This window comes from Oceanobacillus caeni (assembly GCF_019037185.1).
GTDB classification, from domain to species: domain Bacteria; phylum Bacillota; class Bacilli; order Bacillales; family Amphibacillaceae; genus Oceanobacillus; species Oceanobacillus caeni.
In genome coordinates this window covers 1-16,595 of the sequence record NZ_JAHHXM010000024.1, presented here as the reverse complement: position 1 = coordinate 16,595, position 16,595 = coordinate 1, and the positions used below count along the sequence as shown (strand labels likewise).

At 34.2% G+C, this 16,595-nt stretch carries 16 protein-coding genes; 9 read left to right on the top strand and 7 right to left on the bottom strand.

Annotated features, from left to right (window positions below; all coding sequences use genetic code 11):
* Positions 1 to 6 precede the first annotated feature (6 nt).
* From KM885_RS12535 to KM885_RS12510, 6 genes are all read left to right on the top strand, one after another.
* Complete coding sequence (locus KM885_RS12535) at positions 7 to 2,163, top strand: type IA DNA topoisomerase (RefSeq protein WP_047185446.1); 2,157 nt, start codon at positions 7 to 9, stop codon at positions 2,161 to 2,163.
* Positions 2,164 to 2,530: 367 nt separating this feature from the next.
* On the top strand, positions 2,531 to 4,021 hold the full coding sequence (locus tag KM885_RS12530) for a vWA domain-containing protein (protein WP_216884079.1): 1,491 nt from the start codon (positions 2,531 to 2,533) through the stop codon (positions 4,019 to 4,021).
* 432 nt (positions 4,022 to 4,453) lie between these two features.
* Positions 4,454 to 5,662 (top strand): NAD(P)/FAD-dependent oxidoreductase, encoded by a 1,209-nt coding sequence (locus KM885_RS12525; protein ID WP_047185448.1) that lies wholly within the window; start codon positions 4,454 to 4,456, stop codon positions 5,660 to 5,662.
* Between the two features lie 310 nt (positions 5,663 to 5,972).
* Positions 5,973 to 6,839 (top strand): VanW family protein, encoded by an 867-nt coding sequence (locus KM885_RS12520; RefSeq protein WP_047185449.1) that lies wholly within the window; start codon positions 5,973 to 5,975, stop codon positions 6,837 to 6,839.
* 135 nt (positions 6,840 to 6,974) lie between these two features.
* Positions 6,975 to 8,393: a hypothetical protein gene (locus KM885_RS12515; protein WP_047185450.1), complete on the top strand. Its 1,419-nt coding sequence runs from the start codon at positions 6,975 to 6,977 to the stop codon at positions 8,391 to 8,393.
* A gap of 52 nt (positions 8,394 to 8,445) precedes the next feature.
* A complete protein-coding gene (locus KM885_RS12510) occupies positions 8,446 to 9,825 on the top strand; it encodes a Glu/Leu/Phe/Val family dehydrogenase (protein WP_216884078.1) in 1,380 nt (459 codons plus the stop codon).
* 351 nt (positions 9,826 to 10,176) lie between these two features.
* Here KM885_RS12510 and KM885_RS12505 read toward each other — a convergent pair whose 3' ends face one another.
* The 7 genes from KM885_RS12505 to KM885_RS12475 form a co-directional block, all read right to left on the bottom strand.
* On the bottom strand, positions 10,177 to 11,043 hold the full coding sequence (locus KM885_RS12505) for a DUF421 domain-containing protein (protein ID WP_216884077.1): 867 nt from the start codon (positions 11,041 to 11,043) through the stop codon (positions 10,177 to 10,179).
* A gap of 28 nt (positions 11,044 to 11,071) precedes the next feature.
* On the bottom strand, positions 11,072 to 11,275 hold the full coding sequence (locus KM885_RS12500; RefSeq protein ID WP_047185453.1) for a DUF1657 domain-containing protein: 204 nt from the start codon (positions 11,273 to 11,275) through the stop codon (positions 11,072 to 11,074).
* Between the two features lie 31 nt (positions 11,276 to 11,306).
* Positions 11,307 to 11,657 (bottom strand): stage V sporulation protein AE, encoded by a 351-nt coding sequence (spoVAE, locus tag KM885_RS12495; protein ID WP_047185454.1) that lies wholly within the window; start codon positions 11,655 to 11,657, stop codon positions 11,307 to 11,309.
* A complete protein-coding gene (gene spoVAD, locus KM885_RS12490) occupies positions 11,654 to 12,670 on the bottom strand; it encodes a stage V sporulation protein AD (protein ID WP_060669348.1) in 1,017 nt (338 codons plus the stop codon). Before spoVAD ends, spoVAE begins: the two co-directional genes overlap by 4 nt.
* On the bottom strand, positions 12,670 to 13,149 hold the full coding sequence (gene spoVAC / locus KM885_RS12485) for a stage V sporulation protein AC (RefSeq protein ID WP_047185456.1): 480 nt from the start codon (positions 13,147 to 13,149) through the stop codon (positions 12,670 to 12,672). The genes spoVAD and spoVAC overlap by 1 nt, the downstream gene beginning before the upstream one ends.
* 35 nt (positions 13,150 to 13,184) lie before the next feature.
* Positions 13,185 to 13,652 carry a hypothetical protein gene (locus KM885_RS12480; protein WP_047185464.1) on the bottom strand — a complete coding sequence of 156 codons (468 nt, stop codon included), beginning with the start codon at positions 13,650 to 13,652 and terminating at the stop codon, positions 13,185 to 13,187.
* 71 nt (positions 13,653 to 13,723) lie between these two features.
* Complete coding sequence (locus KM885_RS12475; RefSeq protein ID WP_047185457.1) at positions 13,724 to 13,927, bottom strand: DUF1657 domain-containing protein; 204 nt, start codon at positions 13,925 to 13,927, stop codon at positions 13,724 to 13,726.
* Positions 13,928 to 14,074: 147 nt separating this feature from the next.
* On the opposite strand from KM885_RS12475, the gene KM885_RS12470 reads away from it, so the two are divergent.
* From KM885_RS12470 to KM885_RS12460, 3 genes are all read left to right on the top strand, one after another.
* The gene (locus tag KM885_RS12470) at positions 14,075 to 14,530 is read left to right on the top strand and encodes a hypothetical protein (RefSeq protein ID WP_047185458.1); all 456 of its coding nucleotides are present in this window, start codon (positions 14,075 to 14,077) and stop codon (positions 14,528 to 14,530) included.
* A gap of 163 nt (positions 14,531 to 14,693) precedes the next feature.
* The gene (locus KM885_RS12465) at positions 14,694 to 15,011 is read left to right on the top strand and encodes a YwpF family protein (RefSeq protein WP_052771726.1); all 318 of its coding nucleotides are present in this window, start codon (positions 14,694 to 14,696) and stop codon (positions 15,009 to 15,011) included.
* A gap of 17 nt (positions 15,012 to 15,028) precedes the next feature.
* Positions 15,029 to 16,393 (top strand): TrkH family potassium uptake protein, encoded by a 1,365-nt coding sequence (locus KM885_RS12460; protein WP_047185459.1) that lies wholly within the window; start codon positions 15,029 to 15,031, stop codon positions 16,391 to 16,393.
* Positions 16,394 to 16,595: the final 202 nt, after the last annotated feature.

The window sequence follows — 16,595 nt, the reverse complement described above, 5'->3', positions numbered from 1 at the left end:
ATACTTATGAAATTAATACTCGCAGAAAAACCCTCTGTTGCTAAAAATATAGCGGATGCTTTAAAAATAAAATCGAAAAAGGACGGCTATTTTGAAGGCAATGGCTATTTAGTGACCTGGGCATTCGGCCACTTGGTAGAGCTTTATGATGCAAAGGATTATGATAGCAAAATGGCTCGCTGGAAAATGGAAAACTTTCCATTTATCCCTAATGAATTTAAATATAAGGTGAAAAGTAATCCAAGAGATAGAGAAAAACCAGATAGTGGAGCAAATAAACAATTAAAACTAATCCATCAATTAATACATAGAACAGATGTAGAAGCAATTATTTCAGCGTGTGACTATGACCGAGAAGGACAGTTAATAGGCGATAGTATTATATACCGTGGGGGAAGACAGTCCAAACCGGTATATCGTTTACTATTAAATGAATGGACACCGAATGAAGTAATAGAAGGATTGGCAAAAGTAAAACCAAATCAAGCGATGAAAGCCCTAAGAGATGCTGGGATAAGTAGACAATGGGCGGACTGGGTTATTGGAATAAACTTAACTTCTGTAGCAACATTGAAATATCAAAAAGGCAGAGGAAAAGCACTAAATATTGGTCGAGTATTGTTACCCACGTTAAAGATTATTTATGATCGTGATAAAGAAATTGAAAAATTCGTCCCAGAAAACTACTTTAAATTAGAAGCCACTTTTCAGACAAATAATAGTGAAGAATATAAAGGAATTTATAGGGAGAAAAAAGAAGATAAGTTTAAAGACAGGGAGTATTTAGAAGAAATACAAAGAAATCTTCTAGGTAGACAAGCTACTATTGTAGATAAACAAGTACAGAGGAAGAAAGAGTTTCCGCCATTTCTATTTAATCTTTCCAATTTACAAGGACATATAACGAATAAATATAAAGGTTGGACCTCTGATAAAGTTTTGAAAGTAGCACAATCACTCTATGAAAAGAAGTTAATCACATATCCGCGGACAGCAAGCATCGCACTAGAAGAAAGTTTAGTAGGAAAGACCGCTCAAGTTTTAAAAGTACATACAGAAAATTTGCCATATAAAGATGAAATAAAATTTGTCAAATCAAAGAGAATTTTTAACAATGCTAAGGTGGAAAGTCATAGCGCCATTATTCCTACTTATCTAAAGCCTAAACGTATGACACAAGATGAATCTATCGTTTATTCTGCTATATTAAATCGTTTTATCATGCAGTTTATGCCCGTCGCGGAATATGAAGAAACGACTTTAACCATGAAAGTTGATTCCAGTCCATTGAATGGAGATTTTCACTCAAAAGGAAGGGTACAACTTATAGATGGATGGAAAAAGGTAGAAAAAATGGAATCAAAAGATACCTTATTACCACATGTACAATTAAATGAACAGGTGCATATAAAACATTCAGAGGTTACCAATCATGTCACAAAACCACCAAAACCCCATACAGAGAAAACACTTCTTCGTGTAATGGAGACATGTGGAAAAAACTTGAAAGAGGAAAGTGACGAACTTCTTGGCAGTATTTTGAAAGGATTTAGCATTGGAACCCCGGCAACAAGAGCTGAAACGATTAAAAAATTAAAAGATGTAGGGTATATTTCTAATTCTGGGAAAAATTTAAGCTGTACGGAACTCGGTGTGAAATTGGTAGAAACTTTTCCAGTTCAACAATTATTTGATTTGGACTTTACTGGTAGATTAGAAAAAGTTCTTTCAGACATTCAAAGAGGGAAGGCGAGTAAACAGGAATTTTTAAGCACCGTTTTCCAATTTACCATAAATTCCGTAGAAACAGTTAAAAGTGCTGAAGACATAATCATTCATGAAGTGAAAAGTAAAAAGGTGACTAATGAAGTACTTGGTAAATGCCCAGAATGTGGAAATGAAATTATTGATGGATATAAAGGATTTGGATGTAGTAATTGGAAGAATGGATGTAAATTTATCATATGGAAGAATGATAAATTTTTACAAACGATGAAAAAGAAGCCAACAAAAACGATGGTAAAGCAAATTCTGAAAAATAATAAAGCATATGTAAAAGGATTAACGAGTAAAAATGGTAAAAAATTTAATGCGTATTTAAGCTATGAAAAAAATGCAGACAACGATTACTATAGTTGGAAAATGGAATTTAAGAAAAAATAAGGGAGCTGACCTTGGTTATTTTCAACCTATAGAAAATAGTCATAATGCTTGTTCATTTCACTTATAATAATGTAGTAATGTATTCTTTCTCAATCTAATTTTAATCCTTCTAGTATATTTAGACTTATTTCGACAACTAGTCCTTATTACTGTGGTTGCAACATTTTTAGTAGTTAGGTAATATTGGACAAGAACATAGTTTGCAGACTTATTAGACTGTGGGATTTTATCCTACCTTAAGCTTCTAGGGAAACCAAGAAGGTAGGTGGGGGACTGACTGCCCGTAAAGGTTCGATAAGTGCGACTAATCATCAGTGGGATGAAGGAACCCCCCACTGACGGAAGTCTTCTTTATTGGAGGGAGAAAATGTTTAATAAAAAAATGGTATCCATCTGTATCATCTGTTTATTATTCTTAGGTGCATGTAACAATGGAGAAAAAGTTAATACCGTAATCAAAAATCCAAATAACGAAACTAATAATAATCAAACCGAGGTAAAAGAAGAAAAAGGCAATGAACAAGTAAATGAAGAGAAGCATGAGAATGACCCGGGTATAGAGACTTCCTCAGAAAGTGAGTCAGTTTCTAAAATAAATTCTTTAGAACAGATGAAAGAACAAAAATCAGGATCATTAGTACAAGATGCTACGCCCCAATTTGAGGTAGAGAATTCGGCTATTGAACCACTAAATTCTAATCAAATAAAAGCAATGATTGAGGAACTAGAAAAATTAACTAATGAAACAGCGGATTCAACGGAGATTTATAATAAAATCGTTCAATTACTCCGTTCCCCTAATTATAAAGAAATAATTAATAGAGCAGAGAATTTTGAGCCAAGATTTGATAAACCATTTATGCCAAGCGTTAGTGAGGAAGATAATAATGATGTGCAGTCTAATCGTGGAAAGGCTATCATTCTATTAGATGCAAAATCTAGCATGCTTTTATCGCAAGATGGTCAGTTAACATTAGAAACCATTAAAAATTCTATTACTCGATTTGCAAAAATAATTGGCCAAAATAATGAGGTTTCCTTAATTGTCTACGGTCATAAAAATAATAATTCGGAAACCGATCATGTACAAGCCTGTAATGCGGTTGAAGAAATGTATCCGATGGGGGCCTTTGATGAAGAGCAATTCAAACAATCATTAAGAACGATAGAAGGTAATGGTGAATCTCCGTTGTCACAAGCTTTGAAAAAGGCGGAAGAAATTAGCGGAGAGGAAGATGAAGAAGTTTCTATTTATGTGATAAGTAACGGTGCGGAAACATGTAATGGAGATCCAGTTAAGGAAATTAAAACGTTTATGAGTAAAAATGTAGATAGATCCGTTCATATTATCGGCCTTGAAGTTGATGAAGATGCAGGGGATATGCTGAAGGAACTTTCCATTTTAGGAAAAGGATCCTACTATTCCGTAAAAAATGAAGAAGAGTTAAAGAATATCATTGGTGAGAAATGGCTAAAAAACTACATTGATTTAGCTCTTGCTCATACCAAAGCACCAGGGCCATGGGAAATATTAGATGAATATAATCGATTTGATGAGGACTTAAACCAAATTAGAGAAGTTATTAAAACGGAAAAATCAAGATATGACCAAGCCGTTCAAATTCTAAGTTTGGAAAAATTCGTTGATCAATCAATTGTTGATCAAGTGTCTGAGCTCATTATTGAAGAATATCGTAATAAGTTAGATATTATCAGTGAATTTCGTACAAATAAACTTGAGGAAATCGATCAAGAAGCGAAAGACATTAGAGATCAAGTAGAAGAATGGAAAGAACAAATGCAACAATTAGAAAACTTGGCGTTCGCTCAACCTAATAGCGAACACCAAGTTTTTTAATCTTTTTTTGGAAATTCACTGAGAAAACACTCGTTTATCACGTGTAACCCCCCCACTGATGGAAGTCTTCTTTATTAGCCTATTGGTGAAAAATTTGGTATTATATTAGATGTGAATTAATCATATCTTAACTAGCTGGCTTATTAAAATGCAACTCTTGGGACCCTAACTACTAAGTTCCATCATCAAAAAATGTAGTCTCGGCGGAATTAGCACGTTCTATGTTGTAAGTCCCTAGTTAGAAATTCGATTCAATTAAGAATTGTGAGTTGTGATGGGGTGGCTAGTGGGGTTCTGATAAGTTTCACTTGATTATACTTTACTTTTTATTGTATAAGAGGTTTAATGTTACGTAGAGATAAATGTGTGAAACCTTATACATTTAACTTTACTAAAAGTACATATTAAAGATTAAGAAAGGTGATGTTTTAAATGAGTAAACCTAAAGTGGTCGTACTAGGTGCTGGTTATGCAGGACTAGTTACAGTAAGACACCTAACCAAAAAATTATCACAAGAAGAAGCAGAAATTGTTCTTATTAATAAACACAATTATCACTACGAAAGTACTTGGTTACATGAAGTAGCAGCCGGAACTCTTACTCCTAACCAAGCTCGTTTTATGATTAGCGATGTAGTAAATCCAAACCGTGTTCGTTTAGTTTACGATACAGTTGTTGAAATTAATAAAGATGAAAAACGCGTTGTCCTAGAAAATAGCGAAGTTACTTATGATTATCTAGTTATCGCATTAGGATTTGTAACAAATACATTTGGAATTAAAGGAATGGAAGAAAATGCATTCTTCATTCAAGATATAGATTCTAGTCGCTTAATTGCAGAGCATATTGAATATCAGTTCGCAAAATATAGTGCGGGAGAAATCACTGATGACGAGGCTTTGAACATAGTAGTCGGTGGAGGCGGTTTCACTGGAATCGAGTTTGTTGGTGAACTAGTAGAAGAAGTACCAAGACTATGTAAGAAACATGATATTCCACGTAACAAAGTACGTATTATTAATGTGGAAGCAGCTCCTTCTATATTACCTATGTTCGATAAAGATTTAGTATCTTACGCTATTCAATCACTTGAATCTCGCGGTGTAGAATTCCGTATGGGTGCTGCAATTTCTGAATGTACACCTGAAGGATTCATTGTTGGTGAAGATAAAGAATTAATCAAAGGTGGAACGGTTGTTTGGACTGGTGGCGTAACGGGTAGTCCAGTACTAGGTAAATCTGGCTTTGAATTAGTGAAAGGTAAAGTGAACGTTGATGCAGATCTTCGTATCCAAGGGGAAGAAGATATCTTTGCTTTAGGAGATTGTTCATGGGTAATGAACAAAGAAACGGGAAGACCTTATCCTCCAACTGGCCAATTAGCAACTCAAGAAGGTGTTGTAGCAGCTGAAAACATTGCGGCATTAATTCATAATGCACCGTTAAAAGACTTTGTCTTCAGTGATAAAGGTACCGTTGCTTCACTTGGTTTGACTGATGGAATCGGAAATATCTTCCAAGGAACTAAAATAAAAGGTAAATCTGCTGCAGCTATGAAGAAAGTCGTTGATGACCGTACATTGTTCCTAGTCGGTGGAGCAAAAACAGTAGTGAAAAAAGGTAAATTCCGTCCTTTTTAATAAGAAGGTAGACAATTGTTTGATGGTATAAAGTTTAAAAAAGTATTGCTCTAAAAGGGGAGGTAATTTTTAAATGAAAAACTTCTTATACGGTATATTACTTGTGCTTGTTGCATTGGTAGGGTATAGAGTAGCAAGTGATTGTTTAGAAGACAAAAGAGACTTCTATTAGGAATAAAGCCATTTAGCTAATTTAGCTAAGTGGCTTTTTTTACGAAGACTCACTCCATACGGTGCTAAATGGGCGATTGCGTTTTTCTTTTTACATGTTTCTGTTATTTTGCCTCATAATAAATGTGAGGTGAAAAAGATGTTGTTTTTAGCTTTTATTTTTGCTTTAGTTGGTCATCCTGTCGCATCGGATTCAGAAGACTTTGAGTTAAAAAAGAATAATGAAATATGGTTAGAAAAAGCGGAAATTCATCAGTATGAATTGACTAACTTTGATTCTATTTTTTTGGATATGAATAAACTGGAATTATTAATGGAGAACTTAGAGTCTAAAGTTTATAAAGAACCAACGAATGCAAAATTTGGGAAAAGCAATGAAATAATCGAGGGGAAGTATGGGCTAACGTTGGATAGAAATAAGTTTCTGGAGAATTTTCTTACTCATTATTATAGTTCTACCGATAAAAAGTTTAAAGTTCCTTTAAGAGAAATATATCCTAAAGTGGATAGTGGGTTACTAAAGGAAATTAGTGCAAAAAAGTTAGGAAGCTACGTTACTTCATTTAGTAGTAGTAATAAAGAAAGGTCTCATAATATTTCATTGGCTACAGAGGCAATTGATAATATTGTTGTTTTTCCAGGAGAGACTTTTTCCTTTAATGACATTGTTGGTGAGCGAACAAAAGAGAAAGGGTATAAACGTGCACCTGTCATTGTGAGAGGAGAATTATCGGAGGATATTGGAGGGGGAATTTGCCAAGTATCTTCCACACTTTTTAATGCTGTTGATTTAAAAGGTATACAAATAGTTGAACGTTATGCTCATAGTAAGAGAGTACCATATGTTCCGCCTGGAAGAGATGCTACCGTAAGTTGGTGGGGACCAGATTTTGTATTTAAAAATTTATATAATGATCCTATTCTAATCCGTGCGAAGGCTAGCAACGGTCAAATGATTGTAACGATATATTCTACAGAGTCTGCAGAAAACTTTACAGGCAATTAAATGGAGAAAGAACATCTAGTTGTTTACACTGGTTGTTCTTTTTTTGTTAAACATGATTTCCTTCCTTATTGGACTGTAGCGTTTTGATTTATTTACGCATAGGCTATAGCACATTAAGGAAAGGAAGGGGATTAAATGGATTTAACTTTAGCTCACTGGCTATACGGTATATTTACGATAGTTATTATCGTTACCATGATATTTAGAAAAGGCGTTGTTTTACCAACGATTTTAGGAACCTTTATTATTGCATGGGTTTTTACGGGGGACATCATTGGTGGATTTAAAGCCATTTTCCAAGCCAATTTAGTTGCAGCTCAAGAGTTATTTAACATTTTCTTAATTATTATGTTCATGCTTGCACTCCTTAATTCACTACGGGATTTAGGTGCGGATAAACGAATGATTCAGCCCATTCAAAAATTAATGGTCAATGGTCATGTTTCTTTCTTTGTGTTGGCGGTTGTCACTTATGTCATATCCTTATTCTTTTGGCCAACTCCGGCTGTCCCGTTAATCTGTGCATTATTAGTACCGGCAGCAGTTCGTGCGGGATTACCAGCAATTATTGCTGCAGTATCTATTGCCATAGCAGGACAGGGAATGGCCTTATCTTCTGACTATATTGTTCAAGTTGCCCCAAGTCTCTCGGCTGCATCTGGCGGATTAGATACATCCATAGTTGCGGATAAAGCTCTTATTTTATCGCTAATTTCTGGAGTTTTAGCATTAGGATTAGCTTATCTTTTCTATAGAAAACAAATCCGATCGAAGGACAATGAAAATATTCAAAATGAATTAAGAAATTTGCAAACATCGGACGAAACAAAAAATGTGGCTAAGACTGTGAATCTTAAATTATGGAGTAAGGTTTTTGCAATATTTGTACCAATTGCTCTTCTCTTAGTGCTTATTGTTATGTTAGTGAATAAGCTTTCTTCCGGTAATGGAGGATTAGTAGGAGGAGATGGAGCTGCTTTTGTTGGTGGTGTAGCTGCTATTTTATTGCTAATGTCAACTCTTGCTTTCGGTAAATCAGAAGCATTAAATTATATTAGTAATCATATTACGGACGGTTTCGTATTTGCATTCAAAGCGATGGGGCCTGTCATCCCGATTGCAGGTTTCTTCTTTCTAGGTAGTGGGGACTTTTCCGGAGCTATATTGGGAGTGGAAAATGGGCCTTCTTTATTATTTGGATTAGTTGAAGCCACGCAAGAATTCCTACCACAGAGTGCATTTTTTGCTGGGTTTAGTATCTTAATTATAGGTATTATTACTGGGCTAGATGGATCTGGTTTTTCTGGTTTACCATTAACTGGTGCGCTTGCAGCAAGTTTGGAGAATGGTTCTATCGATGCAACAACATTAGCAGCAATTGGTCAAATGGGTGCAATCTGGACTGGAGGAGGAACCATCATAGCATGGTCATCTTTAATCGCCATAGCGGGACTATGTGGAGTTTCCGTAATGGATTTAGTACGGAAAAACTTTTTACCAGTAATTATTGGCTTGATTGTTTCAACAGCTATAGCTGTATTCCTATTAGGATAATCTAATCCTTTGAAACATATAAATGTTAACAAGACTAATAGGAGAGTGAAAAATGTCAAAAAATACGGGATCCATTGTTCATGAATCACTTGATGCTTTATTTGAGGATAGTTCTTTTTTGCCGGAATTACAGAATGAAGAGAGGGAAAAAGCGTTACGGTCCATTCGTTCTATTCTTTCAACGCCAAATCATGTGTATAAATCGTTTTTAAGACTGCCATTAAACAATGGAGAAATAGTTCGAATACCTGCTTTCCGTGTTCAACATAATAATATTTTAGGAGCTTACAAGGGTGGTATTCGATTTCATGAGACAGTAAATGAAGATGAAGTAATAAATTTAGCAACATTAATGACGTTGAAAAATGCTGTCCATGATGTTCCTTTTGGGGGAGCAAAAGGTGGAGTAATAATTAATCCCAGAAATTTTGAAAACGAAGAACTTAATTTAATTTGCAAAAAGTATGTTCGTTATTTTAGTGATATTATTGGACCTGACAAAGATATTCCGGCTCCGGATATGGGTACTAGTGAAAGAGAAATGGATTGGATGATGGCAGAATATAAAAGTATTCATCCGGGTGAAAGTTATCTTGGAAGCTTTACAGGGAAAAGTATTGTAAATGGCGGCTCACTTGGAAGAAAGACAGCAACTGGTAAAGGCGTGTATTACTCTTTTCGCTACATGTTGTATGACTTTTTAAATCAAAATAAAGATTGGCTTGGGAGTCAAAATAATCAATATGCTAACAAACTTATAGCTTTAAAAAATAAGCCATTAAACATAGCCATTCAAGGTTTCGGAAATGTAGGATCCATTATCGCTTCTGAAGCTTTTAGATGTCCGTATTTAGAAAATAAAATTATTGCTATAAGCGATCGAAATGTTACGTTGTTTCATTCTGATGGATTGGATATAACTAAATTAATAAACTATACGCAAGGAAATTATGGGGATCTTCCAAAGAATGAGAAGGAATTAGAAAAAGCAAATATATCAGCTAAAATAATGCCTCGGGATGACTTGTTGACATTAGATGTAGATGTCCTCTTTTTAGCTGCACTTGAAGATCAAATTCATATGAACAATATGAATAATATCAAGACAAAGGTAATCGTTGAAGGAGCAAATTCACCTATAACGGGTAAAGCGGATCTTTTTCTAAATAAGAAGAAAAAAATTATTATCCCTGATATTTTAGCAAACGCTGGTGGTGTTATTGTTTCTTACTTTGAATGGATGCAAGGAAGAGATACAAAATTTTACACGGAAGATGAAGTAAATAACCAATTATTTGAGAAAATGAAAAAGACCTTCGAGATTGTTTATCCCAAATATTTTAGTGATCATTTTTCCTTAAGAGAAAATTGTTATATTCAAGCCGTAATGAAATTATCCATTGTACTTTACAAACAAGGAAAGTTATATTAAGCATTCCAAAACAGTTCCATTATGGGGCTGTTTTTATAAAAGATTCTGAATTGATGATATTTGCCAATGCTAAGTTACGGAAATGAAAGGCCTTATTGGTTAGGTACTAGAAGTGGTATTAAAGGCTGATAGTTTGAATAGATACATATATATATAAACATGTAAGGGAGACGATGGTATGGAATATTTACAAAAAATGCCAGGGAATTGGGAAAGTAGCAATTCATTTCTATGATTAATATAGAAAGTGGAGAGACACGATGGTTGCTCTCCACATTGTATTCATCCCATCTAAGGGCGGTTCAAGCTTCTGGGAAAACAAAGAAGGTAGGTGGGAGATCAACTGCCCGTTTAATTCAAATATTTTTCGATTTTATCTATAGCAGCTTGTAATTTTTTACTATTCGTTTGATACAATGTTTTAGATTGCGGATTTTCAGTGGCCAAAGCAAACAATTCCAAATCTGCTTGACACTTCTTCATGGTGGCTAATAATAATGGTTTTTCATTTGGACTAGGCACTGCTATTGTGTCATCAAATAAATCAACATACAATTGTCCATCTGTATCTGCTTGGCCGAGAAATACATTTTCAATGCTTACGTTGAGTTTTTCTAATTCCGTTTCAAGCCATGCCAAATTTAAGTTTAAATTAGCTAAAGATTCATATAATACTTTCCCATCCATAATAACCGTTTGGGGTTCCTTTTGAGGTGCTAATTTTATACCTAGATCCTTGGCTGTTAATGGACGATTTTCTCTTTTTGGCAAGACATTTAGAGTTCCATCAGGCTCCAATACAGCAAATTCCACGTCAGTAGCAAGAAATACATCTTTGTCTCGAAGTTTTTCTAGTAAATCATCTGTAGAATAGCCTTGTTTTTTTAGATTATCCTCCATTATTTTCCCGTCCTGAATAAAAACAGTACTTTTGCCATATGTGAAATTACGGAAAACTTTACTTTTTAATGCGATTTTCTGAACGGCATATGGAACAAAAAACCAAATAAGCATTGCGATAATGGCATAAATAATATGAGAATTAGGATCAAATGTATGAATAGCAACAATTCCACCTAACACAACCCCTGTTACATATTCAAAAACATTCATTTGGGACAATTGTTTTGATCCAAGTATTTTCGTAATCGTGAATAAAACAACCATAAGAATAAGCGACCTTAATATAACCTCTAACCATTCAGGAAAATCCGGCATATGACGTTTCTATCCTTTCCTTTTATAATTACTTATTGTATTGTGGTTCTTCACGTGTGAGGTGAATAACTTGTTGGTTCAAACTTTCTTTAACTTCAGAAATGATTTGCTGTGCTTCATTAAATGCTTGTTGGGAATCTACATCCTGTGCTTTATTTGCAAGAATTTGAAGTGTTGCTTCTATATTTTTAACAGATGCATAACATCCTTTTACTTCTGAACCTACTGTCATAAATGAATACTCCCCTTAAAAAATAATAAATCTAGCCTTTTGGACGAAATAGTAATGCACCAATAACTCCAAATATTATTGCTGCAGATATACCTGAGCTTGTAACTTCAAACATTCCTGTTACGACACCGATTAATCCGTGCTTCTCAGCTTCTTCCATAGCACCGTGAACCAAGCTATTACCAAAACTTGTAATTGGAACTGTCGCGCCTGCTCCAGCAAAATCAATTAGAGGTTCGTATAAGCCAATCCCATCTAAAACAGCACCGATTACAACAAGGGTAGTTAAAGTATGTGCGGGACTTAATTTAAATGCATCAAACATAATTTGTCCAATCACACAAATAAGTCCCCCGATAATAAATGACCAAAGGAAAATCATAAAACATCACTTCCTGACTCGATAGAAACTGCATGTGCGATACCAGGTATGGAATCGCCTTGATTGACACTAAGTGGCGAATGTAGGGCACCGGTAGCTACTACTAAAATACGATTTATTTTTCCTTCTCTAATCATTTTTACAAAATGTCCGTAAGCTACTATTGCCGAACAAGCAGGTCCACTTCCTCCTGCAAAAACTGGTTGATCCTCTTTATAAATGGTTAGTCCACAATCGACGTATTTTTCTTCTGGAATATTAATTCCTCTTTTATGAAGAAGATCCAATGAAACTTCTCTCCCGATACGAGCCAAATCTCCCGTAATGATAAGATCATAATAAGAATGATCAATATTTCTTTCCTTCAAATGTGTTTCAATTGTATCGACTGCAGCAGGTACCATGGCTCCACCCATATTAAATGGATCTGTCATTCCTAAATCGACTACTTTACCAATGGTCGCTGATGTAATAATAGGACCATTTCCTTCTTTTGCAACTAATGCACATCCTGCTCCTGTCACGGTCCACTGTGCTGTAGGTGGCTTTTGTCCTCCGTATTCTGTCGGGTAGCGAAATTGCCGTTCAGCAGAAGCATTGTGACTAGAAGTACCGCTAAGAATATAATTAGCTCCATTCCCATTAATAATGGCAGCGGATAATGCTAAACTTTCCGTAGAAGTAGCACATGCATTAAATAAACCTAAATAGGGGAGTCCCATTGTCCGAGCAGCAAATGTAGTCGGAGTAATTTGGTTGATAAGGTCTCCACTTATAAAAAAATCGACCTGTTCTTTCTCAATAGAACTTTTTTTAATAGCAACTTGACAAGCTTGTTCCATTAAAACTTGATGCGCCTTTTCAAATGAATCTTGATTAATCCACATATCTTCATGCAAAATGTCAAAGGCATATGGAATATTTCCTTGTGCTTCAAAAGGTCCGCCAACCGTACCAGTTTCAATAATTCTAGGTTTATTATGAAAAATCCAAGTTTGATGTCCAGTGAGCATTATAATCCACCCCATTGAATAAGAATGGTTTTAATCAGTGCAACAATAAAGGCAGAAAAAACACCGTAAACAATAACAGGTCCAGCTAACTTTAACATGCTTCCTCCAACACCTAATATAAAACCTTCTGTACGGTGTTCGATAGCAGAGGAAATAACAGCATTACCAAACCCTGTTACGGGAACAGCGGTACCTGCACCGGCAAATTGCCCAATGTGATCATACACGCCAAAACCAGTTAATAGCATCGTAATAAATATTAACGTGGCAACAGTCGGGTTTCCTGCTGTTTGTTCGGTAAAATCAAAAAAGTAAATATAAAACGTTGTTATGCATTGTCCTATTAAACAAATGGTTCCTCCGACTAAAAAGGCTTTTATACAATTCTTGAAAATAGGCCGCTTTACTTCCCTATCTTGCTGAAATGATTGATATTCCTGGGCTTGAGGAGGTAATTTTTTTTTCTTCTTATCAGACAATTTAATCCCTCTTTCTTAAAGATTTTCTTTTCTTATTATGTTTTCTCTTTAGATAATTTAGTAATACGATCAATCTCTTTATTTAATTTAGTTGGTTCGATTTTATCCGATTCGATTTTCTTTTCCAGTTCATCTAATTCCAAAAATATTTTCTTATCTACCGTAAGTTCAACATGAAAGTCTTTAAAATGTTTTTTTACTTCTTTTGTTAACTCTTTTTTTATTTTCTTTAATTGAAATCGTTTATTGTGCTCTATTTCTACTGCAATAATTAAATCTTTATCAGTATTTGCAGCTTTTATCCCAGTAACTTCATTATGTTTTTTTAATATTTCTTTTGCTTCATTAGAAGGTTCTTGATCTATCATTTGGCTTGAAGAAATATTTTTAACCTCTACTTTTTGATCATGGTTATTGGTATTTTTTACAGGAGAGTTATTTTGACATCCAAAAAGAATAAAACAAGTTATTATAATAAAAATCGTTTTATAAATTTTTTTCATTTTCTTCAGTCCTTTTTTCAAGAATATGTAAGAGGCTGGTAACATCCAGCCCCTTTTAATATAAATTGAGTTTATTGTTTATATTGAGGTTCTTCTTGTTCAATCTGTTGCATCCTAGGTTGTACACTATCTACAATAGCCTGAGTTTGTTGGGCTGCAGCCTGATAAATCTGTTTGGCTTGTTTATTATCTGTTTGTAATGCAAATTGTTCAAAACTTGCTTGAGCACTTTTCAAACCAGCAATTGTTTGTTTAACTTGAGTTCCTACAGTCAAAGGGATCCTCTCCTTTAAAAAATTATCAAGTGTAGTTTTTGTTATATGTTATTGAAATATACTTCTACATTTTTCCTTCTGAACCATGTTAAAATAAAAAAATGAAACATTTTGTCTTTTCAATCGTATTAAGATAGGGGAAAGTAGGTGGGGACAATAGGGTTGAAAAAGATAGGGGTTATTTGTTTTCTTATATTTGCTTCAATTTTTATGCTAATTTCTCTATACGGGGAAGAAGAAGGGGTTTTAGAGAAAGAAAAAGTAATCGAAAAAAAGGCCAATGACTTTGTTATACATATGAAAGTGGAAAGGGAAAAGAGTGGTATAGAAGTACATCACTCCCTGCAATACATAGGAGAAGGTGCGGTGGAAATTTTACATCAAACCCCATTAATTTCTGTTTCTTTGCTTGATAAAAACCATGATTTTACAGGAAGTTTAATTCAAAAGAAGCTGAATAAAGGTAATATTTATTATCAAGAGTCAAAAATCTTATCTCCAATAGATGTAAAGGGTGAGTGTAATTTATATGTAAGAGCAAAGTTTCTTGTAAATAACAAACTTGTCAATATTGACCATGTGGAACCATTAATGTTTAACTGAAAAAATTCAGAGGGATTCTCTGAATTTTTTTAATGGAGATGGAGGACCTCACTAAAAAGTCTTCTTTAATATATTTTTTCTTAAAATAATTTATCTGTTGTAATTCAAATAAATTTTGGTAGACTTTAACTATTAAAGAAGTAACTGGAGATGATGAATTCTAATGAAGACATTTAAGTTAAAAATGTTATTCGTTCTACCAAATAATCTAGAGCAAAAGGAAATAAAATTATTAGATGGCCTTATTATAAATAAGGAAGATGATTATTATCCAAATCAGTGGTTAATTGAAGCTTTTGTAAGTAAAGATTATACCACCTATTTTGAAAAAGTAATGAACATAGAAGAACTCTTGTTAAAGGTAAAAATAAGTAAAATAGAGAATGAACCTGTTCTTTTTAAATCAAAAATTATTGGGATTAATAAAATAGGTGAAAATATCAATGTATTGTTTAAAGGGAATTTGGAAAAGAAAAAATAAAGGGCTAGGAGCATATCATGAAATTACATCACAGTCGTTTTCATTGGATTAATAAACTTACACCGGTACAAATATTGATTACCTATTACATATTAACTGTGATCATTGCAACAATTTTATTATCTTTACCGATATCCCATAAGGATGGGGTTCATATTCCGCTCATTGATGTTTTATTTGTTGCGGTCAGTGCAGTTAGTGTAACAGGTCTAAGCACTATATCCATAGTAGATTCATTAAGTGTAACAGGTATTTTTATACTAACAGGTATTTTACAGTTGGGTGCCGTTGGTATTATGGCTATTGGAACACTTATTTGGTTATTAATTGGGAAAAAAATTGGATTAAAAGAACGCAGATTAATTATGACAGACCAAAATCAAACAAGTTTCCAAGGAATGGTACGTCTTATCAAACAAATCATTTATGTATTACTTATCATTGAGTTGATTGCTTTTTTAGTTCTAGGTACTTATTTCTTACAATACTTTCCATCTCCTAAAGAAGCTTTTTTTCATGGTTATTTTGGGACGGTAAGCGCGATAACGAATGGTGGATTTGATTTAACTGGTTCATCACTTATACCGTATAACCATGATTACTTTGTTCAATTTATTAATATGTTACTAATTATTCTAGGGGCGATAGGTTTCCCTGTTTTAATTGAAGTTAAGAAATACATTTTTGCGAAAAAAGAGCATAGAAAAACTCAAAGATTTAGTCTGTTCACGAAAATTACGACAATAACATTTTTTATTTTAGTTGTAGTGGGAGCAGTTGGAATATATTTATTGGATATGAACCATTATCTTGCTGATAAAAATTGGCATGAGTCCTTTTTTTATTCTCTTTTTCAATCTGTAACAACACGAAGTGCTGGATTGTCTACAATGGATGTAAGTTCCCTTACGGAAGAAAGCCAGCTTTTTATGTCCTTTTTAATGTTTATCGGGGCTTCACCAAGTAGTGCTGGCGGTGGTATTCGAACGACGACATTTGCGTTAGTAATTATCTATATTATTGCTTCCGTACGTGGTGAAAAAAATATACGAATTTTTAATAGGGAGATTTATGAAGAGGATTTGTCTAAAGCAATAACCGTAACAATTATGGCGGGGTTTATTAGTTTCCTATCCGTACTAGTAATTTCAAAGCTGGAACCATATTCGTTGATCCAAATCATTTTTGAAGTCACTTCGGCATTTGGTACGGTTGGCTTATCGATGGGGATTACACCTGATTTAAGTACAACGACTAAGATTATTCTTATGGTATTAATGCTTATTGGTAGGGTTGGGATTTTTACATTTCTAATTATGTTTAAATCCAATAAGAAGAACAGAACCTTCCGCTACCCTAAAGAAAGAATCACTATAGGATGATTAAAATCATGACCACCCGTCCAACGGGTGGTTTGCACAACGGCTATAAGCCTATACTACCGACCAGCGTCTCAAGGCGCTGGCTTTCATATAGCATTCAAGCCTCATTGTCGTTGCCTCTTTTACTAACCCCTGAAGGAGTGTTAGTATTTCTTGCCACCCTTAAAAGGGTCTTCATATTCTTTTACACTTAATTTATCAA